The sequence below is a fragment of the Eupransor demetentiae genome (genome assembly GCF_963930865.1).
Taxonomy (GTDB): domain Bacteria; phylum Bacillota; class Bacilli; order Lactobacillales; family Lactobacillaceae; genus Eupransor; species Eupransor demetentiae.
In genome coordinates this window covers 123,525-147,021 of record NZ_CAWVOH010000002.1, presented here as the reverse complement: position 1 = coordinate 147,021, position 23,497 = coordinate 123,525, and the positions used below count along the sequence as shown (strand labels likewise).

The window sequence follows — 23,497 nt, the reverse complement described above, 5'->3', positions numbered from 1 at the left end:
GGAGCAGCCCATGCCAAAATTCCATAACGAAAACATTCACTACGACATCGTCGGTTCCTTCTTGCGACCCGAACGCTTGAAGCGAGCACAACAAGCCTTCGACGATGGCCAATCGCACAAAACCGAACTACAACAAATTCAAGACGAAGAAATCCAAGACCTCGTCAAAAAAGAAGTTGCAGCAGGCCTGAAGTTCGTCTCCGACGGTGAATTCCGCCGCTCATGGTGGCATCTTGATACCTTCTGGGGTTTCAAAGGAATTAAAAAAATCTTTGTTAAAGAGGGTTACCAATTCCACGGCGTGGAAACCCGCAAGGAATCCGCTCAAGTAGACGGAAAAATCGCCTTCAATCCTAAGCACCCTGATTTAGAGGCTTTCCAGTTCCTCTACCAAGTTACCAAGGACTTGGATGTGGTGCCGCGTCAAAGTATCCCATCCCCTGCTCAGTGTTACGCCGAACTCGTACGTGGCGAAGACAACATTAAAGCACTTAATCAATATTACGAAAAGCAGGAAGATTTGTTTGACGATTTGACCAAGGCTTATCACGATTTGATTTTGGCTCTCTACGATGCAGGTTGTCGCGATATCAAACTGGATGACTGTACTTGGGGCATGCTGGCCGACAAGAATTTCTGGAAGACGATGAGTGCAGATGCTGGTGATATCCAAAAGTTAAAGGATCTTTACCTTGACTTGAACAACCGTGCCATCGCTGATTTACCAGATGATCTGCGGATTTCAACCCACGTTTGCCGTGGTAATTACGCCTCAACCTGGGCCGCGTCTGGTGGCTATGGTCCTGTGGCCAATGATCTTTTCGGTAAGGAAAAGGTGGATGCCTTCTACCTTGAATTCGACACGCCCCGTTCCGGGAACTTTGGACCATTGAAGGAAGTTCCAGCAGGCAAGGAAGTCGTGCTTGGTTTGGTAACGTCCAAGGAACCGAAATTGGAAAAGCCCGAAGAAATCGCTAAGCGCGTTAAGGAAGCCAGTGAATACGTTGACTTCAACAATTTGTCCCTTAGTACTCAATGTGGTTTCGCCTCAACGGATGAAGGAAACCACCTCACCGAGGAACAGCAATGGGCCAAAATCAAGCTGGTAGTTGATACTGCCAAGCAGATTTGGTCAAAGTAAAGGAGAGAATAAACATGGCTAAAGTAGAAAGTTTTGAATTAGATCATACCAAGGTCAAGGCGCCCTATGTCCGCCTGATCGCCCAGGAACACGGGCCTAAGGGCGACGTCATTTCTAATTTTGATTTGCGTCTCGTCCAACCCAATGAAAATGCCATTCCAACGGCCGGTTTGCACACCATCGAACACGTTTTGGCAGGCTTGTTGCGTGACCGTTTGCAGGGAGTTATCGATTGTTCGCCATTCGGTTGCCGAACTGGTTTCCATTTAATTGTCTGGGGTACCCCAACGACAAAGGAAGTGGCCAAAGCGCTCACTTCTTCATTAGAAGAAATCCGTGACAAGACCGAGTGGAAGGATGTCCCTGGTACTGACAAATTCAGTTGTGGAAACTTCAAGGACCACTCCCTCTTTTCTGCTAAGGCCTGGGCGGCTGAAATCCTGGAAAAGGGCTTCTCATCCGACCCATTTGACCGCAAGGTTGTTAGCGATAAGTAAAAAAGGAGGCCCAGGATGGCAAATAAAATTGCAATTATTACGGGCGCCGGTCGTGGAATCGGCGAAGCGGTGGCAAAGCGCTTAGCTAGTGAAAGCTATGATGTAGCAGTCGCCGACATTGACTTCGAAACGGCTTCCAAAACCGCTGACACCATCAATGCCAAAGCAGGTCAGAAGGCCAAGGCTTACCAGATTGATGTCGCTAAGCGCGATGAATTTTTCCAGCTGGTTGACCAAGTTGTTGAAGATTTTGGTCGCTTAGATCTCTTGGTTAACAACGCTGGAATCGCCTACATCGATACCATTGTCGACAGTGACCCCGAGCAAGTGAGCCGCCTCTTCGACGTCAATCTCAAGGGAACCTTCTGGGGAATTCAAGCCGCTGCTAAGCAACTCATCAAGCAAGGGCAAGGCGGTAAAATCATTAACGCTGCCTCGCTAGCCTCTGTGGAAGGATCGGCTTTGCAAGGTGCCTACTCGGCTTCAAAGTTTGCTATTCGTGGACTTGGACAGTCGGCCGCGAAAGAATTGGCCGAACACAAGATTACGGTCAACGCCTACGATCCCGGTATTGTTTTGACTCCCCTGCGTGATTATATTGATCAACGGACTGGCGAAATCAAGGGCCGCCCTGCCGACGAACAACGTCAAAGTGTTGTCGACGAAATCGCTCTAGGGCGGGCCGCCACCGGTGATGATGTTGCGGATTTGGTTTCGTTTTTGGCATCCCCACAAGCGGATTACATCACGGGTCAGTCCATCTTGATTGACGGTGGAATGCGCTATCACTAAGAAAGGGAATTACGAAAATGAAAACAAAAACGAAAATTATTGCCTCATTAGCGATCGTCGTCATTCTCCTCTTGGCCTTTTTCTCCTTTCACCACGGGCAGAGCAAGGACATTACTCTAGGAACGATTGGTGACGATGAAAAAATCTGGAACTACATCGCCAAGTCGAAGGAAGCCAAGGACGAAGGCATTCACCTGAAGGTTAAGTCCTTTACCGATGGCGTTTCCTTGAATAAGGCAACGGCGGAAGGAACGGTCGACGTGAACGCCTTCCAGTCCTATACCTACTTGGTCGCCTATAACGACAAAAATCCTAAGGAACAGTTGTCCCTCCTAGGAACGACCTATCTGGAACCCATGGGAATTTATTCGGCTAAGTACCACGCCCTCGATGAAATCCCAGATGGCGGTACCATCGCTATTGCTGATAATCCCGCCAACACTTCACGTGGTCTCAAGCTGCTTGCTTCAGCTGGTTTGATCGAATTGAAGTCGGACTTCGGTCCCCTTTCGGGCACCAATGCCATCAAGAGCAATCCGCACAATTTCAAATTTAAGGAAATTGACGATACCACTGGCCCTCGCGTTATCAAAGATAACGACATTGACGCCGTTTTGATTGGTAACACAATTGCCCAACAAGGCCATCTCAACGTCTTGAAGGATTCGCTTTACCACGAAAAAGTTGACCAGTCGACCAAGGACAACGTCAACATCCTAGCCAGTGCCAAGGACAGCAAGAAAAAAGCCGAATATAAGAAGTTACTCAAGCTTTATCATAGCAAGGATGTCCAGAACTACATCAAAAAGCAGTTCGGCGGCACCAAGGTTGAGGTTGATAAGCCCGTTAGTTACCTACAAAAATAAAGCATCACGAAATTAGGAATCTTGAACTCATGCAACGAAAAACAAAAATCGTCTGGAGCATAATCCTCCTAGCCATCGTCATTTTTGGCTACTTTACCTTTGTTTCTCATCGAAATTCTGGCAAAGAAATCACACTAGGAACCGTTGGCTCCGACCAAAAAATCTGGCAACACATTGCTGATTCAAAAGCTGCCAAAAAGGCCGGCATTAAGCTGAACGTCAAAGTTTTTAGTGATAGTGTTTCGCTCAACAAAGCGACCGCTGAAGGAACTATCAACGTGAATGCTTTCCAAAGCTACAATTATTTAGCAGCTTATAACAAGGAAAATCCCAAGGGAAAAGTTGGCGTGGTTGGAACCACCTACCTAGAGCCACTCGGCATCTATTCCGACAAGTACAAATCACTAGATGACTTGCCAGAAGGCGGCACAATCGCTATCGCCAACGATCCAGCGGACCTGTCCCGTGGTCTCCAGCTTCTAGCCAGCGCCGGTTTAATTAAACTCGACAAAAACTTCAACTCCCTGTCCGGATTGAACGCCATCACCGACAATCCGCATAACTTTAAGTTCAAGGAAATTGATGATCACACCGGCCCACGCGTAGTGAAGGATCCCGCCATTGATGCCGTTTTGATCAACAACACGATTGCCTTTGAAGCCCACCTAAACGTGTTAAAGGATTCCCTTTACCATGAAAAGCTCGACCAATCGACCAAAGGTAGCATCAATGTCTTGGCATCCTCTGAAAAAAGCAAGAACGACAAGCGCTACAAGGAACTGCTCAAGCTTTACCACAGCAAAGATACTCAAGAATTCATCAAAAAAGAATTTGGCGGCACCAAGGTTGAGGTTGATAAGCCCGTTAGTTACTTGCAGTAATAAAAACAGTCTCTCGTGTGAGAGACTGTTTTTGATTTATATAGTGGATTACCAAATCTTTTCGAAACGATTTACATCGTTATTTAATCAGAAGCTTTGAAAACATTGTCAGAGTATTAGCTTGAATGTCATCATGAATGCTCTGTTTTAACTCAGCTGCAAGTTGCTCATAAATTTCATCCATGTATTCACACCTCCAACCCAAATTATCCAGGATTAACGCAATGCCGAAAAGATATCTGGCAAACAAGGCCCATTAAGTGGCATAAATGACCGGCAGCCTATTTTACAATCAGTTCTAAAATCTGCCCGAGTACTTCTTTTTGTTCTTCAGAAAGGTTGCCCAGCTGGCCACGAACATACTCCTTCTCCACACCAGCAACGCGCTCACGGACAGCAACCGCCTCTTCCGTCGGAAAAAGCCGCTTGAAGTTTTTATTTTGGGGATCGGTTTCCTTGCGAATATAACCGCGGTCCAGCAATTTTTTCAGAGCACGGCTCATCGTCGTTTTATCGACCTGGACCAGTTGTATCAGTTCAAACTGGGTTAAACCAGGCTTTTCGAGAATTCGAAGGAGGTACAAAAAGAGGTTATTGTCCAAGTCATATTGTTTGACTGCTTGGTTGACTTCACGGGTTGCCGTACGTGAAATCGTCCCAATTAAGCGAAATAATTCGATATCCGTCACTTGTAATTGTCTCCCCTATGGTTTATGATTTAACAAACAGTTGCATATGCAACTCTATCAGCAAGTAAATTATACCGTATTTAACAGAAAGTGGGTACTATTATGTGGAAGATCAAAAAGATGCAGGACCTTACCGCCGAAGAATTCTACCATGTCCTCAAGCTACGCATTGACACTTTTGTCGTTGAACAACACCGGATTTACCACGAGCTGGACGCCAATGACCCCAAAGCAATCCACGTTTTCTTCCAAGATGACGAAAACCAGGAAGCGCAGGCCTACGCCCGTATTTTTGAACAAGGCGATCACGTTACCTTTGGCCGCGTCGTCACTTCCAAAGCGGTTCGTGGCCAGGGAATGGGCGGCAAGCTACTCGAACAAATTTTAGCAGTTTGCGAAAAGAACTGGCCAGGCAAGGAAATCAAAATTGAGGCTCAGTCGCAGGTCGTGGGCTACTATGAAAAGTACGGTTTCAGCACGGTAGGCGAACAATTTATCCTCGAAGGCACACCCCACATCGAAATGGTCAAAAAATAAAGCTCCCCAGCGGGAGCTTTTTTAGTTCATTAAAATCAAAATTAGGGTAATAACCGCTAAGCTGGCCTGCTTAACAAAAATCATCCAGTTCTTCGATGAAAAGGCACCGTAAGCGGCAACCAAAATAATGTAAATCAAGATGGGCATGAGCAAGTCAAACTGGGCATAAAGGGCGTAGAGAATCCCGAGTGCCAAAAAACCGTTATATGCCCCTTGGTTGCTGAGCAGAAGATTGACCTTTGGATGGGCCAATTCTTCCCGCGACATGCTAAATGTTTTCTGGGTCGCCCCCGAATGGTTGGCAAAGCTTTCCAAATACATAATGTAGAGGAATTCGACCGCAATTAAGAGCGACAAAATATTAATAAGGGTATCCATGGTTTCTCCTATACTTTTGGCATGTCCTTGAGGACTTCGGCCAGGGTAATCTGCTGCATTTCGGCGTTCAAAGCGGCATCCAAACGTTGATATTGCTTGTCCAAGGCTGCTTGAATATTGGCTCCAACCGGACAGTCTGGGTTGGTTTTTTCGTCAATCGGGATAATGTGCTGTGGCTCGTCCAAAGCGGCATAAACGTCAGCAAAAGTAATTTGATTGGTGGGCTTAGTTAAGTGGGGGCAGGCCGAACCAGCCTGAGTCGTAATTAGTCCAGCTTGCTTCAAGGCTGCCATGATGCGGCGAACTCGGGTCGGATTGGTTTCAATACTGCCCGCAATGTCGGCACTAGCTAGACGATCGCTTCCCGCAAAAATATCCAAATATGCCAAAATATGAATGGCATCGCTAAATTGTAGGGAATACTTCATTTTGCCCTCCTTGACGAATTGCTAAAAGCAGTATACCATAATACTTGTATTTTATAAAAGCACAAGGAGCTAAAAACATGACCTTTAACGAATTACAAAAGAAGCGCCGCTCAATTTACCAACTCGGCGACAAGCTCACACAAACACCCGAAGAAATTCACCACATGGTTAACGAAGCCTTGCGTGAAGCTCCATCAGCAATGAACAGCCAATCCGTTCGTGTCCTCGTTTTGACTGGCGATTCTCATAAGAAGCTTTGGGACATGACTTTGGACCGCTTGAAGGCGGTTGCTAAGAGTGAAGAGGCCTTTGCGAAGACGGCCGCCAAAATCAACGGCGCCTTCAAGTCTGGCTTTGGAACCGTTCTTTATTTCACTGACACTAGCGTTGTGACTGATTTGGAAGAAGCCTTCCCAGCCTACGCCGACAATTTCTACGACTGGTCAGAGCAGGCAATTGGAATTTCAACCTACGCCGTTTGGTTGACCTTTGCAGAAAACGGCATCGGCACTTCAAACCAGCACTACAATCCTTTGATTGATGCTGACGTTGCTCGCGAATTCGACGTGCCCGACACTTGGAAGCTCCGTGCCGAAATGCCCTTTGGATCCATCGAAGGCCCTGCCGGCGAAAAGGACTATATCGAAGACAGCGTACGTAGCCGTTTGTTAAAGTAAAGTAAATGAAAACACCTTTCATCCGGAAGGTGTTTTTTTATTTGATTAGCTTTTTTGCAAAGACTTTGTAACGATTATCTTCAATTTCTTGATGAATTTCTTTTTCGATTTCTGAGGTAAGCTCTTTAATAATTTCGTCCATGTTCGTTACCTCCTCCGTATATTTAGATTATCTATTCTAAAAATTCAATTGTCAATCATTTACTTATAATTTTTCCAGTTATAAAAAAGTTTTTCCAAGTTGTTAAATGGTGTTTCTTCGCTCTGTAATGCTCTAAGAACATCAAAATTATCAGAAACAAAATTAATGAAAATAGCATGAACAGTCGAATAAATTAACTTGTTATCCACAAGATTATAATTCATGTAAACTGACATCTGTTCAAGGATATTGAAAGTAGTTAGCATGCCTGTTTTCAATTTTGCCTTAACACGAAGAGCAGTTAACACTGTTTCATTCAAATCACTAATCTTAATTCGATCATAGTTCCCTTGTTTCTCAGATATTCCGTTCGCTCGTTCTACAAATGAAATCTTACTATCGTTGTATAACTTTCTCCAATTATCTTCGTGAAGAATCATACTGGGAATCAAATCATTAGCAAAAACGCCTAAGACCTCTATCGATGTCTTTATCACCTCTCTTTGCCCTTCACTATCGCGATTCTTTTTATTTTCCTTGTATGTATTAAGTGCAATCCAAACGCCAAGAACTCCAATAATGCCCGTCAAATAGGACACGCCCTGCAAAAACTTTAAAATGTTATCCCAAACCATGTCAGCTTCCCTCTGGCAATTATTGTCACTTAGTTCGCTTCCACTGAATAGATATTTGGCATAGCTAGCCCTTAAATTGGCACAAATGAAAAAAGGCCCAAAGGCCTTTTTCCCACACCATTTATCGTTCAATTCCTTCAATCGGTGCTGCATAACTCGAGTTAAAGAAATCGACCTCCGCATCCACCGTCGTCTTGAAGTACTTACGAGCCATCGCCTGATCCGCGACACCCACCCGGTCCATTTCACTGCGCAGAAACTTGACGATGTCGAGGAAGCCTTGATATTCATGCAGTTCAATCCACTCAGTATAAATAAAGGACTGTGGTCGTTCAGCCGGCACCGGTGCCTGGGCCGCCCAATCCTTATAAATCCACTCGGTCACGAGCAAAACGCCCAAGACCGCGGCATAGTTGCGCGTATCGGTGGCTTCCTTAAAGATCTTTTTGAAGCTAGCCGTCGCACTGGTATCCGGAATCGCTTCTCGATCAGCAGCCGACAAATGGAAAGCCTCAAAGGACTTCACAAAGTAGGTATGTTCATCCCCCGCAACTTCCCCGACAAACCTAGCAAAGCGCAAGCGAGCCTGCGGATCATCAGCAGAAACAATGGCCGCGCCCAGCAAGGCAATGAAGCCATCCTGAAAACGATAATCCTGGACCAAATAGCCGGCCATCACCCCATCCGCAATCGTCCCATCAAATAATTCCTTAGAAAAACGATGGTTAATCGTCTTGTGCCATTCTTCAATATTCTCTTCGCGCAATACTTCTGAAAATTTTTCCGTCATTCCTTATTCTCCTCTTCACAATTCACTTTTGATTATAGCAAAGCTTTTGGTGCGTGAAAGCCACATTACAATAACAAATAAAAAAGCCCTTCCCCTCGGAAAGGCTTTTCCTTTACTCATGCTGCTCGTGTGGCAATTGATTTTTAATGGATAGTTGCCGCAGCTTGGAAGCTTTCTTATGTTCGATAAAGAGTGGCACGATTTCTTCAACCGTATCTGAAAAACGCAGGCGGTAGAAGTAGCGTAGGTGCACGGAGTGCGACTGCAACCAAACACGACCGCCGATTAGGAAGCGGTCCCAGGCAGAAATCGTCGAAACCGTCTTCAAGTCAGTGTAGTAATTGTTGGTCAAAACATACTTGAAGTCACCAACACTGCGGTTTTTGTCGAGACCATAACGAATCTTTTGTGGCTCCAAAACGCCTTGTTTAATCAAATTCTTAGCAATCTGGCGAACATAGTACTCTACTTCAGGATCAACCTTAAAGCCCAGGTTCAAAACCACGCGCACCATGTTTTGGCTCCCCATCAAGTCGACGGAGTAGGACTTTTCATAAGGGTTAATCGATTCCTTAATCGTGACAAACCAGTAAACCTTGGCCCGCTTTGGCCGCGCGCCCAGCAAGGAATAAATCACAGATTTCTTAATTTGATAGTTATCGTAAACATTGACGATGTAAACCAAATTTGTCGCCATCAAAGGCACCTCTTGGTCCCGTGATAGTTGCATGAGCTGTCGCCGATAATTCTTCAACGACAAATAATCGTTGTTGTAAGAAAGCGCTTCGCGGCGCTTGTTGCCGTAGTACCAGAAAACCATGACGGATAAGATCAGCAGCATCAACATCAGCGTAAAGTAACCACCGTGGATGAATTTACCCAGGCTAGCAATCAAGAAAAGGGTCTCGATGGAGCCAAAGACGATGGCAAAAATTACCGCCAAAACGAGACGAGTCTTCGACCGAATGAACTCGAACAGAAGCATGGTCGTCATCAACATAGTAATCGTGATGGCCAAACCATAAGCCGATTCCATGTTATGCGAGGTTTGAAAGAAAACAACGACAACCACGCCAGCCACGAAGAGCACCCAATTGACGAAGGAAATGTACATCTGACCGCGGAATTCGTTTGGATAAGCGATCCGCAAACGGGGCATGATTTTTAATGAAATCGCTTCGGAAACCAGAGTAAAGGCCCCCGTAATCAAGGCTTGGGAAGCAATCACGGCCGCCACCGTACTCAAAATGACCCCAATTAGACGCCACTGATTTGGCAAAATGTCGAAAAAGAGGTTGAGATTGCTACCATGCGCGTTGTGCATAATTGCCCAAGCACCCTGACCCATGTAATTCAGCATCAAGGTGGTGTAAACGAATGGCCAGCTCAGGTAAATGTTCTTTTTACCAACGTGGCCCATGTCCGAATAAAGGGCCTCAGCACCAGTCGTTGCCAGGAAAATATTACCCAGAATGAAGATACCGAGTTCATTGTCAGCGCTAAACAATGTCTGAAAGGCGTAAACAGGAGAAAGGGCCTTCAGAATTTCTGGATAATGGAAAACTTGTAATAGCCCGAAGAAGCCGATGAAGGAGAACCAGATCAGCATCAAGGGGCCAAACATTTTTCCAATCTTGGTCGTTCCTTTGCGTTGCAAAGCGAAGACCACCAACAAGATGGTTAGAACGACCGGCACAACAAAATCAATCCCGCTGGGAAAGACCAACATGCCAAAGTGCTGGCCTTCCAGCCCCTCAACGGCCGAGGTAACGGTCACCGCCGGGGTTAGCGCGCCATCGGCCAGTAGGGCCGCCCCACCAACCATAGCCGGGATAATCAGCCACTTCATTTGCTTGTTGCGCACTTTACTGTAGAGGGAGAAAATCCCACCTTCGCCGTGGTTGTCAGCCCGCAAGGCAATCAAGACGTATTTGACCGTCGTGATTAACATCAAGGTCCAGAAAACCAAGGAAACGGACCCAATCACGAGGGCCTTCAAGTCGGTCGTGTGGGCGTTTCCAGCAATGATAGCATTCATCGTGTAGAGTGGCGACGTTCCAATATCGCCATAGACGATTCCCAGCGCAATTAGGAAACCAGCATACTTCAACTTTGACTTCGTTGCTGAACTAACCATTTTCTTTCCTCCTGCAATTAGAAGAAAGTGTAACGCCACTTTGTGAAGGATTCAAGTATTAAAAAAGCTCTTCCGAGAGGAAGAGCTTGGCTTACAAAAAGAAATAGAAGAACAGAAAGAGCAGAAGCAAGAAGAGCAAGCCCTTCCAGCGGAAGTAAGTAATAATCCCGATAATCGCACCGAGTCCATAGCCAATAAAACTAAACAGCGCCCCAAGAAACAGAAACAAAATAATAATAATTAATATTAATAGCATTAGTAAATTAATCCCCGTATCAAGCTAGTAATAGCCGCTTCATTACACTGAGACTTTTTTAGAATAACCCAGTCTACGCTATTCATTTTGGTGTTATTCCTCTTGATTATCTAAAAATAAAAAGGGCTTAACATCAAGATTTTTACACCTTAATGCCTGCCCTTGATTTCTTAAATGGATCTGAGGGGAGTCGAACCCCTGTCCAAACCGCCCGATACATCAGCGTATTCATTTAATGATTATTTTGCTGCTTTAGCAGAAGCCGCCATCGCAACGGAAGAAATGTAGTTAATTGGTTGACCAAAGTTAGGCTGGAAGAAGAAGTCTGTCATCGCCAACTGATCAATAGTCATCTTGTTTTCAATGGCAAGCGACACGACATTAGCTGCTTGAGAGATGTCATGCTTCGACATAAAGGCTCCGCCAATAATACGCTTCGTGCCTTTATCCCAAGTCAGAGAAGCCTTAACTTTTGTTGTGGAGAGCATAAAGTCCGGCCGGTAATCTTCTTCGATGGTCACGGATTCAGCATCCAGACCGCGTTGAGTGGCACCATCAACAGTTAAACCAGTTGCGGCGTAGGCAATGTCGTAAAGTTCAACAGCCGAAGTGGCCTGCGTTCCCTGATAAGCAAGGCTGGGTTTCACAATGTTTTTTCCAACCAGCAAGCCCTGGCGGACTGCATTAGTAGCCAAAGGAATGTAATCATATTTTTGAGTCGGGTTATAAAATACAGTCGCTGCATCGCCCGCCGCAAAGATGCCTGGAACTGAAGTTTCCATGTATTTGTTCGTCTCGATAGCACCATTCTTCAACATCTTAACTTGGCCCTTGAACATTGCAGTGTTAGGTACAAAACCAATTCCCAAAATAGCAATATCCGCCTCATAGACACCTTTATCAGTGACCACCTTAATGCCATCATTCGTTTCTTCGAAGGACTGCACCAACTGATTCAAAGCTAGTTTAACACCGTGTTGCTCATATTCCTTTTGAAAGACTGATGAAAAATCTTCGGCAGTATTGTTAGCCAAAACACGATTCAATCCATCAATTAAGGTTACTTGCTTTCCAGTTACTGAAAGTTGTTCGGCCAATTCGGCACCGATATAACCAGCACCAATCACCACGGCCGACTTAATATCGGGCGTAACCTCTTTCAAAGTTTTTGCGTTATCCCAGTTTTTTGAATCGTAAACACGGTCAGAATCAATTCCTGGCAAGGCTGGTTTAACTGCCTTTGAACCTGTGGTAATCACAATCTTATCGTAGTCGTCCGTTGTTTCTTTTCCAGATGCCAAATCCCGGTAAACTAGATGCTTCGCTGCTAAATCAGCTTTCGTTACTTCAGTTCCCATGTGCATGGTGATTCCTTGCTCTGTCAAGGATTCAGGTGATTCGTAAAACATTTTCTGTGGTGAAGAGACGTGATCTCCAATCCAAAGTGCGATGCCACACGATAAGAACGAGACCGTGTGGTTCTTTTCAAAGACGTCAATCTGAGCTTCCGGGTGTTCTACCTTAATCTGTTTTGCAGCAAAAACACCTGCATGAGTAGCACCAATAATTGCGATTTTCATATAAAACTCCTTTTGTTTACTTCTTCACATGAACTAACTTCATTATACAACGGAAATATCGCCTGTCGTGCGATAAATTTCAAAAAAGAAAGATGTTAAACTTTATTACAGAAATAATCTTAAAAATAATATAATTAAAAGCAGTTCAAAGAAAACTTTTCCTCCATCCCCTGCAGCAAGGATTATCCAATGAAGTACAAAATCAATCGACAACAAAAATGGATTATTATCATTTCAGTTCTCTTTTACATCTTTGTCATCGGCATGCATATTATCGATGCCAATGATTCCGATAGCGTCAATTACAAGGGCGGCCATCCTTCCCGGAAAGGCAGCAAATAGTGGTAATTTTCGGTTTTATATGCCTCTTCTTTTTGGCAATCTATTACATGTTTCTGGCTAGCTACACCATCTTCAAGTGGATACCGGTACTGTTAGGTCTTCTGGCCGTCGTGGCGCTAATTTCCTTCATCCTTAATCACTGGATTTTAACGCTCGTCACTTATACTATTTGTGCTACCTTTTTCTTCGTTTACTTTAGCGATGAAAAACAAGACAAACGAACAAAAGTAAAAGATAAAAAAATGCTGCAAGAAATTGATGATTTTGATAAATAAAAAAGGATGAGATAAACATCTCATCCTTTTTAAATGGATCTGAGGGGAGTCGAACCCCTGTCCAAACCGCCCGATACATCAGCGTCTACATTCATAGGACTATCATTTAAATTCATGATTCTGCACGCCATAGTCCGCGGCAACTCAGAATCACTAACCTGATCAGATTTAACTCGGCCCTATCAGGTGGCTAGACCCGGGCGAGCTGACTGATTTATAAAAGCAAACTTACTCTATCAGCTGAGCAAGAGTGCCTACGTGTTACTGGTTTTTAGGCAGCGACAGCGTAAGAGTTATTGTTTTTTGCAGTTAAATGTCTGCCCGTTTAACGTCCGGACGACGGAATGCAGCCAATGCTCTAAGCAGCCTGTCGAATTCCATAAACAGACCCGAAGTATTGCCATTTTTATTATAGCAAATCCGACTGAAGCCATAAAGCAAACAGCATAAGCGGTCATATTTTAGGCATTATTAACGTACCATCAGCCAAACTTCTCCACCGTTCGTCCCGCGAAGGCCATCCGAATGGCAACCGTACTAATCCCAACAATAATCATCAAAAGATTAATCAGCCAAAAGAGCAGGTTTTCGTGGCCAAAGTGGAAGTGCTCAATGACTTCCAATGTTGCGCCAAAGCCATTAAAGATTCCAGCCAAAGAAACGAAGAACCAAGCCGTGCCCTTCAATTCGAAGCCCAACATGTCGTGATGGTCTTTCTTGGAAAAATGGGCACTACGGGCAATCTTTTTTAACCGATTATTCTCCAAATGTACCTTGACCGGTGGAAAAAGCCAGAACCAGGGCGAGACCCGCTTAAAAGTGGCACTTACAGTCTTATAATTTTCCAACATGGCTGAATATTCCGACAGCTCAATAACCGCTTGCATAAATGGAAAGACAAAAAGCAGCCAGTCGGCTATAAAACTTAAGATTATCGTCAAATTTTGATCAAATGCAATCATCCTTTACCTCACAATACAGTCATTTTATGCCAAACAAAAAAAGAAATATAGGCAAATCCTACATTTCTTTTTAAAAAGCACGGTAACGCGCACGGCGTTGGGCAATCAATTCGTCGCCAGACAATTCTTCTAGTTCGGCGATGTCCTTGCTCAACTTTTCCTTCATACCGGCAAAAACCTTGGCATGATGGCGATTTTCCGCAATAACATGATCAATAATGTGCTTATCCAGCAGGTCAGATGGGGTGATGCCCATGATGCCGGCTGCTTCGTCGGAACGCTTGGAATCTTTCCACAAAATCGAGGCAAAACCTTCGGGTGAAAGGATTGAATAAGTAGCGTTTTCAAACATCCAAACTTGGTCGGCTGTTGCCAAGGCCAAAGCACCACCAGAACCGCCTTCACCATAGATGATGGCAAAAATTGGAACTGGCAACTTCATTGAAGTCAGGATGGACTGTGCAATCGCTTCCCCTTGGTTAAAGGCTTCGGCGTCTTTTCCAGGAAAGGCTCCTGGCGTGTTGATGAAAGTGATAATTGGACGGCCAAACTTACCAGCCTGTTCCATCAAACGTTGCGCCTTACGGTAACCCCAAGGCTGGGGTGAACCGTTACGCTTAGAGATCTTATCGTTGATGTCCGTTCCCTTATCAATGGCAATGACCGTCACCGGCTTGCCATTCAAGGTCGCGATACCACCAATAACGGAGCTATCATCCCCACCACCTTGGCGGTCACCGTGAAATTCGATGAAGTCTTCGAAAAGACCATCAATCAATTCACGGGCCATAAAGCGGTCTTCACGAGAGCGCTTTACGATTTCGGCAGGAGCAACATCACGCTTAAACAAATTTTCGAATAAAGCCATCTCAGTCCTCCCCTACCTTGTGCATTGCCAAAATCTTACCGAGCAATGTGGTTAAGTTCTGGCGAGGTACAACTTTATCCACAAAGCCGTGTTCCAAAAGCGTTTCAGCTCGCTGGAAGTCCTTTGGCAGCTTTTCGTGAATAGTTGATTCGATAACGCGGGCACCCGCGAAACCAATCAAGGCATGTGGTTCGGCCAAAGTAATGTCGCCATCCATGGCAAATGATGCGGTCACACCACCGGTCGTTGGATCGGTCAAAACCACAAGGTAGAGCAAACCAGCTTCTTGATGGGTCGCAATGGCCCCAGAAATCTTGGCCATTTGCATCAAGGAGTTAATGCCTTCCTGCATTCGCGCACCACCCGATGCAGTGAAAAGAATGACCGGCAAGCGGTTAGCCGTAGCGTGTTCGAAGAGGCGGGTAATCTTTTCCCCGGTCTTAGAACCTAGCGAGCCCATCATGAAGTAAGAATCCATGATTCCAAGGTCAGCTTCCTGTCCTTCAATCTTGGCCTTACCTGTCAATACAGATTCACCCATGCCAGTTTGCTTCTTAGCACGGCTTAACTTGTCGGCGTAGCCAGGAAAATCAGGATCTTCCATGGTCACATCAGCGTCGAATTCTTCGAATTCGTCCGTTAAGAGTTCCAAACGTTCGCGAGCTTGCAAACGGAAACCGTAGTTACAGTTGGCACAAACCCGGTAAGGTCCCAATTGCTTTTTGTACATTTGGGCACCACAGTATGGGCAGGCCAGGAAGAGTCCGTCAGGAATCTGATCCTTCACCTTGTGGTCAACCTTAATTCGGGATGTATCGTGGTGTTCATTTGATTCAAATAAGTTCATCAGTCTTGGTACGACTAGGCGCACCGTCTCCCCTCATTAAACTTCTTAATCAGCTTGTTCAGCGTCCTCAGAGATTTCCTTTTCCCAGCGGGGCAAGAAATTATCTTCCAAGTACTTCGTATCAAAGCGGTCATTGAGGACGTTTTCGTCCAACAAAAGCGCCTTCTGGAATGGTTGACTCGTTGAAACACCAACGACTTGGGTTTCATCAACCATGCGTTCCAACTTGGTCAAGGCTTCGCGACGAGTTTCGTCGTGGGCCACCAACTTGGCAATCATTGAATCGTAGAATGGCTGGATTGTATCACCCGAGTAGAGAGCTGAATCAATACGCACGCCAGGCCCACCGATTGGTAGGTAAACGAAGTCGACCTTACCAGCTGATGGGGCGAAGTTCATTTCCGTCTTTTCAGCGTTAACACGCATTTCAACGGCGTGTCCCATCATCTTCATGTCCTTTTGGGCAAGAGGCAAGTCTTCACCAGCGGCAACCATGACCTGCAAGCGGACCAAGTCCAAACCAGTGACCATTTCAGTAACCGTATGTTCCACCTGCAAACGAGTATTCATTTCCATGAAGTAGAACTTACCTTCTTGGTCCTGCAAGAATTCGATGGTTCCAGTGTTTTCGTAATCGATGGCATTGACGGCCTTGGTCACGATGTCCATCAATTCTTCACGCATTTCCGGCGTAACCGAAGCGGCAGGAGATTCTTCCATCACCTTTTGGTTACGACGCTGCAAAGAACAGTTACGTTCTGGCAAACAAAGAACGTGTCCGGCTTGATCACGCAAAACCTGCATTTCGATGTGGCGAACGTGGGTCATGACCTTTTCGACATACATGTGTTCGTCGCCGTAGGCGATGCGCGCTTCACTCTGCGCATTGTCGAACTTGTCAGCCAATTCATCCGGAGTAAAGACGAAACGCATGCCTCGGCCTCCACCACCAGAAGCGGCCTTCAACAAGATTGGGTACCCGATTTCATCAGCGACCTTCTTGGCTTCGTCAGCACTGTGGATGTAGCCTTCAGAACCGGGGATAACCGGCACATTGGCCTTACGCATTTCCTCGCGGGCGTGTTCCTTGTTTCCCATCAAATCGATGGTTTCGGGACGAGGCCCAATCCACTTAATGCCCACTTCACCGACCATGTCAGCAAAGAGTGAGTTTTCGGAAAGGAATCCATAACCCGGGTGAATGGCTTCTGCCCCGGTCAAAAGGGCGGCAGAAAGCACGTTTTTCATATTCAAATAAGAATCAGTTGGTTTGGGGCCACCCACACAGATGGCTTCGTCGGCAATCGACACATGTAGACTGTCCTTATCAGCCGTCGAGTAAATCGCAACAGTGGCAATTCCCATTTCCTTCAAGGAACGGATAATGCGCACGGCGATTTCACCACGGTTTGCTACCAATACTTTTTTAAACATTTTTGATTTAGTCTCCAACAATAAAGGTCAATTCGGCCGTGGTTGCTTTTTTACCATTTACCCATGCGATTCCCTTACCGCTTCCGACAGGGCCACGCAAACGATCCAAAGTTACTTCAAGCTTCAATTGGTCGCCGGGGCGAACCATCTTGCGGTAACGGGCCTTCTTAATGCCACCGAAATAAGCGGTCTTACCCTTGAATTCAGGCATTGAAAGCAAAGCAACGGCACCAGCTTGGGCCAAAGCTTCAACGGTCAAAGCTCCTGGGAAAGTTGGGTTACCTGGGAAATGTCCCTGGAAAATCTCTTCGTTAATTGAGATATTCTTGATGGCCACGCAGCGTTCACCGGGAACCAATTCTTCAACCGTATCCAACATTAACATTGGGTAGCGGTGGGGCAAAATTTCCTGAATTTCTTGGCTGTTATACACACTCATTGCAGTTTCTCCTTTTTGGTATGTACGTTTGGCTTGCGCCAAACATGGTATTAATCAGTCGTTACACGGTAAAGTGGCTTGTCAAAGTCGACCACTTCTTCGTTTGAAACCAAAATTTCAGCAATGGTTCCAGTAACATCTGACTTAATTTCAGTCATCAACTTCATAGCTTCAATGATGGCCACAGTTTCACCCTTCTTGACCGGGTCACCAACATTCTTGAAGTTGGGTTGATCTGGCTTGGGTTGCAAGTAAACTGTACCGACCATTGGGGCCTTGATTTCAACACCGGCGGCTGCGGCTGGCTTAGCAGCAGGTGCTGCTGGTGCAGCGGTGTTGGCTGCAGGAGCTACTGGCGCAGCAGAAGGAGCGGCAGCTGCAGGGGCAGCGGCTACTGGTGCTGGCGCAGCAGAAGGAGCGGCAGCTGCAGGGGCAGCGGCTACTGGTGCTGGCGCAGCAGTGTTTTCATTCTTGGAAAGATGTAAAGAAAATTCTCCATCTTGAATGGCAACGTCCCGAAGGGTGCTCTTTTCAAGATCTGCCATTAATTCGCGAATTTCATTGATATTCAAATCCATTGTTGATTATTCTCCATCCCATTTCTTAAAGATAATTGCGGCGTTGTGACCACCGAAACCGTAGTTGGCGCTCATAACGTATTCTGGTGCTTGGTTCTTGTTGCTATCGTTAACCAAGTTTACCTTCTTCGTGTGTTCGTCAGGTTCGTCAAAACCAACGTTAACTGGCAACTGACCGCGGTCGATTGCCCCAACTGAAGCAACGGCTTCAATGGCACCAGCGGCACCAAGCAAGTGACCAGTCATACCCTTGGTTGATGAAACCAGCACGGAGTTTTCGCCAAAGACCTTGGCAATCGCTTCTGCTTCACCTGAATCGTTGGCTCCAGTAGCAGTTCCGTGGGCGTTGATGTATGAAATCTGTTCTGGCTTAAGGTCAGCATCTTCCAAAGCTTCTTCGAAGGCGCGGATAACTCCTTCACCAGTAGGAGCTGGCGAAGTCATGTGGTAAGCATCGGCAGTTGCACCGTAACCTACGATTTCAGCCAAAATCTTGGCCCCACGCGCTTGGGCGTGTTCCAATGATTCCATCACCAAGAGTCCTGAACCTTCACCCAAGACGAAACCGTGACGGTTCTTGTCGAAAGGCTTTGAAGCTTGCTTAGGATCAGTTTCCTTTGACAAAGCAGTCAAAGCGGCGAAACCGGCAATTCCGATTTCGTTAACTGCGGCTTCAGAACCACCAGTCAAAACAACATCTTCCTTACCAGATTCGATTCGCCAGAAGGCTTCCCCAATTGCGTTAGTAGCTGAAGCACAGGCCGTAACGATGGTCATGTTGGTACCCTTAGCACCGAAACGCAATGAAACGTTTCCAGAAACCATGTTTGGGATAGCTTCAGGAACGAAAAGTGGTGACACACGTTGTGGTCCCTTGTCGTGCATCTTGATGATTTGTTCTTGCATCGTGGTCAAACCACCGATACCGTTACCCAAGATAACGCCGAAACGGTTGGGGTTCTTAACCTTTGACTTTTCGTCAGAACCTTCTTCAGGCATCAAACCAGCTTGTTCCATGGCTTGAGTAGCTGCGTCGATGGCGTACTGTGAGAACAAATCCAACTTACGGGCGTCACGCTTACCAACACGTTCGGCTGGGTCGAAACCATCAACCTGTCCGGCAACCGTGATACCAGTTTCGCTGGCATCAAACTTCGTGATTGGCTTAATGCCAATCTTGCTGTCAAAAATTGCATCCAAGAAAGCCTTGGTATCATTTCCGTTCGGTGCAATTGCACCCATTCCAGTAATTACAACGCGTGTCATCATTACTTCCTTTCTACTATCTGCTTAAATGTGCAAACCGCCATCAATGGTGATGGTTTGACCAGTAATATAATCGTTCTGGGCCAAGAAAACTGCCACGTTGGCTACATCTTCCGGCTTTCCAAAACGCTTAAGCGGAACACTCTTCAAGATGTTATCCTTCACTTCGTCGCTCAAGGCATCGGTCATGTCCGAAACAATCATTCCAGGCGCGATGGCGTTTACGCGGATGTTCTTGCGAGCACCTTCTTTGGCCAAGGTCTTGGTCAAACCGAACAAACCAGCCTTAGAAGCTGCATAGTTAACCTGACCAATGTTTCCCATTTCACCGATGACCGATGACATGTTGATGATAGCCCCGTGCTTTTGACGGAGCATCTTCTTGAAAACAGGTTGCGTAACGTTAAAGGTCCCGTTCAAGTTCGTGTTCACCACGGCGGCGAAGTCTTCCGGCTTCATCCCGATGGCGATTTGATCCTTCGTAATCCCGGCGTTGTTAACCAAAACGTCGATCCCTTCAAAACCTTCTTGCTTGTAGAGGTCCTTGAGGGCCGCTTCGGCCGCTTGTGCATCAGCAATGTCAAATTGCAAAGTCAAAGGTTCCTGCTTAAATGAAGCAACCACTTCGGGCTTAATTGCTGAGCGGGCGTGTAGCACGAGGCGGGCACCCAAATCATCAAAGGCGTGGGCAATAGCTAAACCAATTCCACGTGATGAGCCAGTTACCATTACGGTTTGCTTGCTAAAATCCATGTATTATCCTTTCGCAGCGTCTTCTAGGAAGGCTTTTGTTTCTTCAAAGCTAGTCAAGTCACCGATGTTCAATCGTTCGATTTCCTTAGGGGCAATCTTCTTGGCGAACTTCGTCAAGGTCTTACCCGGACCGATTTCGATCAAAGTATCGACACCAGCATCAACCATTTGTTGCAAGTCCTGCGCGAAATAGGTTGGCGAAACAATTTGCTTGGTCAAAACTTCTTTAATTTCTTGGCTCTCAAATGGCTTTGCAGTCGTGTTTGAGTAAACAAGATAGTCCAAATTGTTGAACTTTTCACTTGATAAGCGGCTGCCTAGTTGCTCGGCAGCTTCATTCAAGAGGGGGGTGTGGAAGGCACCAGTAACGGGCAAATCGATTGTCCGCTTGATACCTGCGGCGAGCAATTCGCCGACAGCTTCTTCCACATCGGCGGTTACCCCACCGATAACGAGTTGTGAAAAGGTGTTAAAGTTGGCGGGCCAAACCTGCAAACCTTTGTCCTGGCATTCCTTAAAGACCCGAACGATTAAGTCCTGGTCATCACCCATGACAGCGACCATCTTACCGGGATTCTTGTCCCCGACGGCCTGCATGTAGTGGCCACGATCCTTCAGAATCGCAATCACTTGGTCAAAGTCCATGGCACCAGCAGCAGTCAAAGCGCTGTATTCACCAAGGGACAAACCAAGGGCAGCCGTTGGCTTTGGCAAGGCATCCCCAAGCGCAGCCAAGATGCCCAAGCTCATTGCCACGATGGCAGGTTGAGCAAATTCAGTTTGCTTAATCTTTACTTCGTCGGTCATAACTTCTGTTAAGTCATAACCCAGAACTTGAGAGGCCTGGTCAATGCGTTCCTTATAGGCAGGAAGCGCATCGTAAAGGTCCATTCCCATATCTACTTGCTGAGCACCCTGCCCAGAAAATAACAATCCAACTTTCACCGTACTAACTCCTCTTACTTCGTCGTGTTCGGAATTCCCATCAAATCAGTGGCTTGTTCCCAAATGTCAGCCAAAATTTCCTTAACTGGCTTTTCATCGTTAATCAAACCAGAGATTTGACCAGCCATGAAGGCACCGTGGTCCTTGTCGCCTTCCTTAACGGCAGCCTTCAAAGTACCAGATTCCAACTTTTCCAAGGTTTCGTAGTCAGGAGCGGGCTTTTGGATTTCGTTAACTTCGTTCTTCACGAATTCCTTAGCCATCTTGTTCTTCAAAACGCGGGCACGGTTACCAGTGATCTCACCAGTAACGATGGTATCGATGTCCTTGGCCTTCAAGACCTTCTTCTTGAAGTTTTCATGAATTTCAGATTCAGCGGCAGTCAAGAAACGAGTTCCCATTTGCACGCCCGAAGCACCAAGCATGAAGGCAGCGGCAACTCCGCGGCCATCACCAATTCCACCAGCAGCGATAACTGGAATGTTAACCGCATCAACAACCTGTGGAATCAAGGCCATGGTCGTCATACGGCCAATGTGACCACCAGATTCCATACCTTCGGCGATAACGGCATCGACACCCTTACGTTCCATCATGCGAGCCATTGAGGCAGATGGGACAACTGGCATAACAACGATACCAGCGGCGTGTAGTTCATCCAAGAATGGTGATGGATCGCCGGCACCAGTGGCCACGACCTTAACACCCTCTTCAATGATGACGTCAAAGACTTCGCGAATGTGACGCGAAAGCAACATGACGTTGACCCCGAAAGGCTTGTCAGTCAAAGCCTTTGCACGCTTAATTTCCTTACGAACATCATCGCCATGCCAGTAGCCAGTTCCGATGAAGCCCAAACCACCAGCTTCTGAAACGGCGGCGGCCAAAGCACCTGTTCCGGCCCAAGTCATACCACCTTCAACGATAGGGTACTTGAGGCCCAACTTATCAAAAATAGGATTTTCAATTTTAACAGTCATCAGTCTTCTACCTTTCTTATGTACGCGGCGTTAAACCGCTTAAAACAAATTACTTCTTGTCAACTTGTTCCTGGATCTTGTTTACCAAGTCAGAAACAGTCTTGATGTCTTCAGCAACATCCAACTTGATGTCAAAGTCATCTTCGACACGGTTCAAAACTTCGAACAAGTCCAATGAATCGGCATCGATGTCGTCAGTCAAGTTCGTGTCCATCTTTACTTCTGAGTCATCCAAGTCGAACTGGTCAACCAAGATGTCCTTTACTTTGTTAAAAATTTCTTCGTTAGTCATTTTATTTCTCCTATGCATAGTGATAACGACGTATACGTTTGATTTTTACGGTGCAGCCTACTACACCGCAGTTAAATCCATTAATTAATTAAAGCTGCCAGATTTGAACCCCGATGGCCAAACCGCCACCGAAGCCGACAAAAGCAACCTTCATGCCGGGCTTAATTTGGCCGGCTTTGACCATTTCGTCAAGCAGAATGGCCGGTGAAGCGGCAGAAGTATTACCATACTCCTCCATATTGGTTGGGAACTTATCCATCGACTGACCAAAGTTCTTCGCCATTGACTCGATAATACGATGGTTGGCTTGATGGGCGATATAAAAATCAACATCGTCCGCCGTCAAACCAGCCTTTTCCAAAGCCTTGTTCATGACTTTAGGCACTTCCCGGGTGGCAAATCCATAAACGGCGCGGCCATCCTGGTGGAAGTAAGGATCAAGCGGTGAAATTTCACCTGCAAAGGCATTCTTATTGGCAAAACGGCCCGTCAAAATGGCATCACCCATTTCGCCGTAGGACTGTAATTCTTCAGCAATCAAACCAACAGGTTCGTCCGTCTTTTCCAGTAAGACACCGCCGGCACCATCGCCGAAGAGGACTGAAACCGTACGGTCCTTCCAATCAACTAACTTGGAAAGCACTTCGGCTCCAATGAACATCCCCTTCTTGTAGCGGCCTGAAGCCAAAAAGGCTGAAGCGGCTGACAAACCATAAACGAAGCCTGAGCAGGCGGCGTTCAAGTCAAAGGCGAAAGCGTTTGCCGCATGGATGTTGCCCTGGACAATGGCTGCCGTGTGGGGTGACAAACCGTCGGGTGACATGGTTGAAACGATGATGAAGTCCAATTCATCTGCTGACCAACCCGCTTCATCCAAGAGCTTTTTAGCAACGCCGGTTGCCAAATCAGATGTATTTTCATCCGTGACAACGTGACGGTTATGAATCCCAGTACGGGGATAAATCCATTCGTCGCTGGTTTCCATCAAACCGCTAAGTTCGTCGTTGGAAACCACGCGTTCTGGTACTTGTTTAGCAGTGGCAAGAATCTTAATCTGTTCCAAACCAGCAACCAACCTTTCTCACCAGCA

At 46.3% G+C, this 23,497-nt stretch carries 27 protein-coding genes and 1 other RNA gene; 8 read left to right on the top strand and 20 right to left on the bottom strand.

The genetic code is table 11. The annotated features are described in order from the left end of the window. Positions 1-10: 10 nt before the first annotated feature. The 5 genes from ABSY64_RS05080 to ABSY64_RS05060 are packed head-to-tail and all read left to right on the top strand — an operon-like array spanning position 11 to position 4,177. The gene (locus tag ABSY64_RS05080; protein ID WP_349642001.1) at positions 11-1,141 is read left to right on the top strand and encodes a 5-methyltetrahydropteroyltriglutamate--homocysteine S-methyltransferase; all 1,131 of its coding nucleotides are present in this window, start codon (positions 11-13) and stop codon (positions 1,139-1,141) included. 14 nt (positions 1,142-1,155) lie between these two features. After that, a complete protein-coding gene (locus ABSY64_RS05075; protein ID WP_349642000.1) occupies positions 1,156-1,638 on the top strand; it encodes an S-ribosylhomocysteine lyase in 483 nt (160 codons plus the stop codon). A gap of 15 nt (positions 1,639-1,653) precedes the next feature. After that, positions 1,654-2,430: an acetoin reductase gene (locus tag ABSY64_RS05070; protein WP_349641999.1), complete on the top strand. Its 777-nt coding sequence runs from the start codon at positions 1,654-1,656 to the stop codon at positions 2,428-2,430. A 17-nt stretch (positions 2,431-2,447) separates the two neighbouring features. Continuing rightward, a complete protein-coding gene (locus ABSY64_RS05065) occupies positions 2,448-3,296 on the top strand; it encodes a MetQ/NlpA family ABC transporter substrate-binding protein (RefSeq protein WP_349641998.1) in 849 nt (282 codons plus the stop codon). A gap of 29 nt (positions 3,297-3,325) precedes the next feature. Continuing rightward, a complete protein-coding gene (locus tag ABSY64_RS05060; RefSeq protein ID WP_349641997.1) occupies positions 3,326-4,177 on the top strand; it encodes a MetQ/NlpA family ABC transporter substrate-binding protein in 852 nt (283 codons plus the stop codon). 281 nt (positions 4,178-4,458) lie between these two features. On the opposite strand, the gene ABSY64_RS05055 is transcribed toward ABSY64_RS05060, so the two are convergent. Continuing rightward, entirely contained in the window at positions 4,459-4,866 is a 408-nt protein-coding gene (locus ABSY64_RS05055) for a MarR family winged helix-turn-helix transcriptional regulator (protein ID WP_349641996.1), read from the bottom strand. Between the two features lie 102 nt (positions 4,867-4,968). On the opposite strand from ABSY64_RS05055, the gene ABSY64_RS05050 reads away from it, so the two are divergent. Further along, positions 4,969-5,403 (top strand): GNAT family N-acetyltransferase, encoded by a 435-nt coding sequence (locus ABSY64_RS05050; protein ID WP_349641995.1) that lies wholly within the window; start codon positions 4,969-4,971, stop codon positions 5,401-5,403. Between the two features lie 21 nt (positions 5,404-5,424). Here the strand turns inward: ABSY64_RS05050 and ABSY64_RS05045 are convergent, their stop codons facing one another. Then, entirely contained in the window at positions 5,425-5,781 is a 357-nt protein-coding gene (locus ABSY64_RS05045; RefSeq protein ID WP_349641994.1) for a DUF1304 domain-containing protein, read from the bottom strand. 8 nt (positions 5,782-5,789) lie between these two features. Then, on the bottom strand, positions 5,790-6,209 hold the full coding sequence (locus tag ABSY64_RS05040) for an Rrf2 family transcriptional regulator (protein WP_349641993.1): 420 nt from the start codon (positions 6,207-6,209) through the stop codon (positions 5,790-5,792). A 77-nt stretch (positions 6,210-6,286) separates the two neighbouring features. Here ABSY64_RS05040 and ABSY64_RS05035 point away from each other — a divergent pair, with 77 nt between their 5' ends. Next, positions 6,287-6,886, top strand: a complete 600-nt coding sequence (locus ABSY64_RS05035; protein ID WP_349641992.1) for a nitroreductase family protein — start codon at positions 6,287-6,289, stop codon at positions 6,884-6,886. A gap of 201 nt (positions 6,887-7,087) precedes the next feature. On the opposite strand, the gene ABSY64_RS05030 is transcribed toward ABSY64_RS05035, so the two are convergent. The 4 genes from ABSY64_RS05030 to ABSY64_RS05015 form a co-directional block, all read right to left on the bottom strand. Next, complete coding sequence (locus tag ABSY64_RS05030; RefSeq protein ID WP_349641991.1) at positions 7,088-7,663, bottom strand: DUF4760 domain-containing protein; 576 nt, start codon at positions 7,661-7,663, stop codon at positions 7,088-7,090. 121 nt (positions 7,664-7,784) lie between these two features. After that, the gene (locus ABSY64_RS05025; RefSeq protein ID WP_349641990.1) at positions 7,785-8,453 is read right to left on the bottom strand and encodes a TenA family protein; all 669 of its coding nucleotides are present in this window, start codon (positions 8,451-8,453) and stop codon (positions 7,785-7,787) included. Between the two features lie 112 nt (positions 8,454-8,565). Further along, on the bottom strand, positions 8,566-10,590 hold the full coding sequence (locus tag ABSY64_RS05020) for a KUP/HAK/KT family potassium transporter (protein ID WP_349641989.1): 2,025 nt from the start codon (positions 10,588-10,590) through the stop codon (positions 8,566-8,568). A gap of 495 nt (positions 10,591-11,085) precedes the next feature. Beyond that, entirely contained in the window at positions 11,086-12,426 is a 1,341-nt protein-coding gene (locus ABSY64_RS05015; protein WP_349641988.1) for an FAD-dependent oxidoreductase, read from the bottom strand. Positions 12,427-12,615: 189 nt separating this feature from the next. Here ABSY64_RS05015 and ABSY64_RS05010 point away from each other — a divergent pair, with 189 nt between their 5' ends. Then, a complete protein-coding gene (locus tag ABSY64_RS05010) occupies positions 12,616-12,768 on the top strand; it encodes a hypothetical protein (RefSeq protein WP_349641987.1) in 153 nt (50 codons plus the stop codon). 306 nt (positions 12,769-13,074) lie between these two features. Here ABSY64_RS05010 and ssrA read toward each other — a convergent pair. The 13 genes from ssrA to ABSY64_RS04945 all read right to left on the bottom strand — a co-directional run bounded on the left by ssrA (position 13,075) and on the right by ABSY64_RS04945 (position 23,470). Further along, positions 13,075-13,434, bottom strand: a transfer-messenger RNA (tmRNA) gene (gene ssrA / locus ABSY64_RS05005). Positions 13,435-13,525: 91 nt separating this feature from the next. Further along, positions 13,526-14,005 carry a hypothetical protein gene (locus tag ABSY64_RS05000; RefSeq protein WP_349641986.1) on the bottom strand — a complete coding sequence of 160 codons (480 nt, stop codon included), beginning with the start codon at positions 14,003-14,005 and terminating at the stop codon, positions 13,526-13,528. A gap of 70 nt (positions 14,006-14,075) precedes the next feature. Then, positions 14,076-14,873, bottom strand: a complete 798-nt coding sequence (gene accA / locus ABSY64_RS04995; RefSeq protein ID WP_349641985.1) for a carboxyltransferase subunit alpha — start codon at positions 14,871-14,873, stop codon at positions 14,076-14,078. A gap of 1 nt (position 14,874) precedes the next feature. Then, the gene (gene accD, locus ABSY64_RS04990) at positions 14,875-15,720 is read right to left on the bottom strand and encodes an acetyl-CoA carboxylase, carboxyltransferase subunit beta (protein WP_349641984.1); all 846 of its coding nucleotides are present in this window, start codon (positions 15,718-15,720) and stop codon (positions 14,875-14,877) included. A gap of 45 nt (positions 15,721-15,765) precedes the next feature. Next, positions 15,766-17,154: an acetyl-CoA carboxylase biotin carboxylase subunit gene (locus ABSY64_RS04985; protein WP_349641983.1), complete on the bottom strand. Its 1,389-nt coding sequence runs from the start codon at positions 17,152-17,154 to the stop codon at positions 15,766-15,768. A 7-nt stretch (positions 17,155-17,161) separates the two neighbouring features. After that, positions 17,162-17,593 (bottom strand): 3-hydroxyacyl-ACP dehydratase FabZ, encoded by a 432-nt coding sequence (gene fabZ, locus ABSY64_RS04980; protein WP_349641982.1) that lies wholly within the window; start codon positions 17,591-17,593, stop codon positions 17,162-17,164. Between the two features lie 50 nt (positions 17,594-17,643). Next, on the bottom strand, positions 17,644-18,171 hold the full coding sequence (gene accB / locus ABSY64_RS04975; RefSeq protein WP_349641981.1) for an acetyl-CoA carboxylase biotin carboxyl carrier protein: 528 nt from the start codon (positions 18,169-18,171) through the stop codon (positions 17,644-17,646). Positions 18,172-18,177: 6 nt separating this feature from the next. Next, complete coding sequence (gene fabF, locus ABSY64_RS04970; protein WP_349641980.1) at positions 18,178-19,437, bottom strand: beta-ketoacyl-ACP synthase II; 1,260 nt, start codon at positions 19,435-19,437, stop codon at positions 18,178-18,180. Between the two features lie 24 nt (positions 19,438-19,461). Then, on the bottom strand, positions 19,462-20,190 hold the full coding sequence (gene fabG / locus ABSY64_RS04965) for a 3-oxoacyl-ACP reductase FabG (RefSeq protein ID WP_349641979.1): 729 nt from the start codon (positions 20,188-20,190) through the stop codon (positions 19,462-19,464). Between the two features lie 3 nt (positions 20,191-20,193). Beyond that, positions 20,194-21,135 (bottom strand): ACP S-malonyltransferase, encoded by a 942-nt coding sequence (locus tag ABSY64_RS04960; protein WP_349641978.1) that lies wholly within the window; start codon positions 21,133-21,135, stop codon positions 20,194-20,196. Between the two features lie 14 nt (positions 21,136-21,149). Continuing rightward, positions 21,150-22,115, bottom strand: a complete 966-nt coding sequence (locus ABSY64_RS04955; RefSeq protein ID WP_349641977.1) for a nitronate monooxygenase — start codon at positions 22,113-22,115, stop codon at positions 21,150-21,152. Positions 22,116-22,164: 49 nt separating this feature from the next. After that, positions 22,165-22,407 carry an acyl carrier protein gene (locus tag ABSY64_RS04950; RefSeq protein WP_349641976.1) on the bottom strand — a complete coding sequence of 81 codons (243 nt, stop codon included), beginning with the start codon at positions 22,405-22,407 and terminating at the stop codon, positions 22,165-22,167. Positions 22,408-22,495: 88 nt separating this feature from the next. After that, the gene (locus tag ABSY64_RS04945; RefSeq protein ID WP_349641975.1) at positions 22,496-23,470 is read right to left on the bottom strand and encodes a beta-ketoacyl-ACP synthase III; all 975 of its coding nucleotides are present in this window, start codon (positions 23,468-23,470) and stop codon (positions 22,496-22,498) included. Positions 23,471-23,497: the final 27 nt, after the last annotated feature.

Bases quoted from the DNA above. Each gene is read 5' to 3' on its own strand.
- ABSY64_RS05080 (WP_349642001.1), top strand. From the start codon at position 11: ATGCCAAAATTCCATAACGAAAACATTCACTACGACATCGTCGGTTCC.
- ABSY64_RS05075 (WP_349642000.1), top strand. From the start codon at position 1,156: ATGGCTAAAGTAGAAAGTTTTGAATTAGATCATACCAAGGTCAAGGCG.
- ABSY64_RS05070 (WP_349641999.1), top strand. From the start codon at position 1,654: ATGGCAAATAAAATTGCAATTATTACGGGCGCCGGTCGTGGAATCGGC.
- ABSY64_RS05065 (WP_349641998.1), top strand. From the start codon at position 2,448: ATGAAAACAAAAACGAAAATTATTGCCTCATTAGCGATCGTCGTCATT.
- ABSY64_RS05060 (WP_349641997.1), top strand. From the start codon at position 3,326: ATGCAACGAAAAACAAAAATCGTCTGGAGCATAATCCTCCTAGCCATC.
- ABSY64_RS05050 (WP_349641995.1), top strand. From the start codon at position 4,969: ATGTGGAAGATCAAAAAGATGCAGGACCTTACCGCCGAAGAATTCTAC.
- ABSY64_RS05045 (WP_349641994.1), bottom strand. From the start codon at position 5,781: ATGGATACCCTTATTAATATTTTGTCGCTCTTAATTGCGGTCGAATTC.
- ABSY64_RS05040 (WP_349641993.1), bottom strand. From the start codon at position 6,209: ATGAAGTATTCCCTACAATTTAGCGATGCCATTCATATTTTGGCATAT.
- ABSY64_RS05035 (WP_349641992.1), top strand. From the start codon at position 6,287: ATGACCTTTAACGAATTACAAAAGAAGCGCCGCTCAATTTACCAACTC.
- ABSY64_RS05030 (WP_349641991.1), bottom strand. From the start codon at position 7,663: ATGGTTTGGGATAACATTTTAAAGTTTTTGCAGGGCGTGTCCTATTTG.
- ABSY64_RS05025 (WP_349641990.1), bottom strand. From the start codon at position 8,453: ATGACGGAAAAATTTTCAGAAGTATTGCGCGAAGAGAATATTGAAGAA.
- ABSY64_RS05020 (WP_349641989.1), bottom strand. From the start codon at position 10,590: ATGGTTAGTTCAGCAACGAAGTCAAAGTTGAAGTATGCTGGTTTCCTA.
- ABSY64_RS05015 (WP_349641988.1), bottom strand. From the start codon at position 12,426: ATGAAAATCGCAATTATTGGTGCTACTCATGCAGGTGTTTTTGCTGCA.
- ABSY64_RS05010 (WP_349641987.1), top strand. From the start codon at position 12,616: ATGAAGTACAAAATCAATCGACAACAAAAATGGATTATTATCATTTCA.
- ABSY64_RS05000 (WP_349641986.1), bottom strand. From the start codon at position 14,005: ATGATTGCATTTGATCAAAATTTGACGATAATCTTAAGTTTTATAGCC.
- accA (WP_349641985.1), bottom strand. From the start codon at position 14,873: ATGGCTTTATTCGAAAATTTGTTTAAGCGTGATGTTGCTCCTGCCGAA.
- accD (WP_349641984.1), bottom strand. From the start codon at position 15,720: ATGAACTTATTTGAATCAAATGAACACCACGATACATCCCGAATTAAG.
- ABSY64_RS04985 (WP_349641983.1), bottom strand. From the start codon at position 17,154: ATGTTTAAAAAAGTATTGGTAGCAAACCGTGGTGAAATCGCCGTGCGC.
- fabZ (WP_349641982.1), bottom strand. From the start codon at position 17,593: ATGAGTGTGTATAACAGCCAAGAAATTCAGGAAATTTTGCCCCACCGC.
- accB (WP_349641981.1), bottom strand. From the start codon at position 18,171: ATGGATTTGAATATCAATGAAATTCGCGAATTAATGGCAGATCTTGAA.
- fabF (WP_349641980.1), bottom strand. From the start codon at position 19,437: ATGACACGCGTTGTAATTACTGGAATGGGTGCAATTGCACCGAACGGA.
- fabG (WP_349641979.1), bottom strand. From the start codon at position 20,190: ATGGATTTTAGCAAGCAAACCGTAATGGTAACTGGCTCATCACGTGGA.
- ABSY64_RS04955 (WP_349641977.1), bottom strand. From the start codon at position 22,115: ATGACTGTTAAAATTGAAAATCCTATTTTTGATAAGTTGGGCCTCAAG.
- ABSY64_RS04950 (WP_349641976.1), bottom strand. From the start codon at position 22,407: ATGACTAACGAAGAAATTTTTAACAAAGTAAAGGACATCTTGGTTGAC.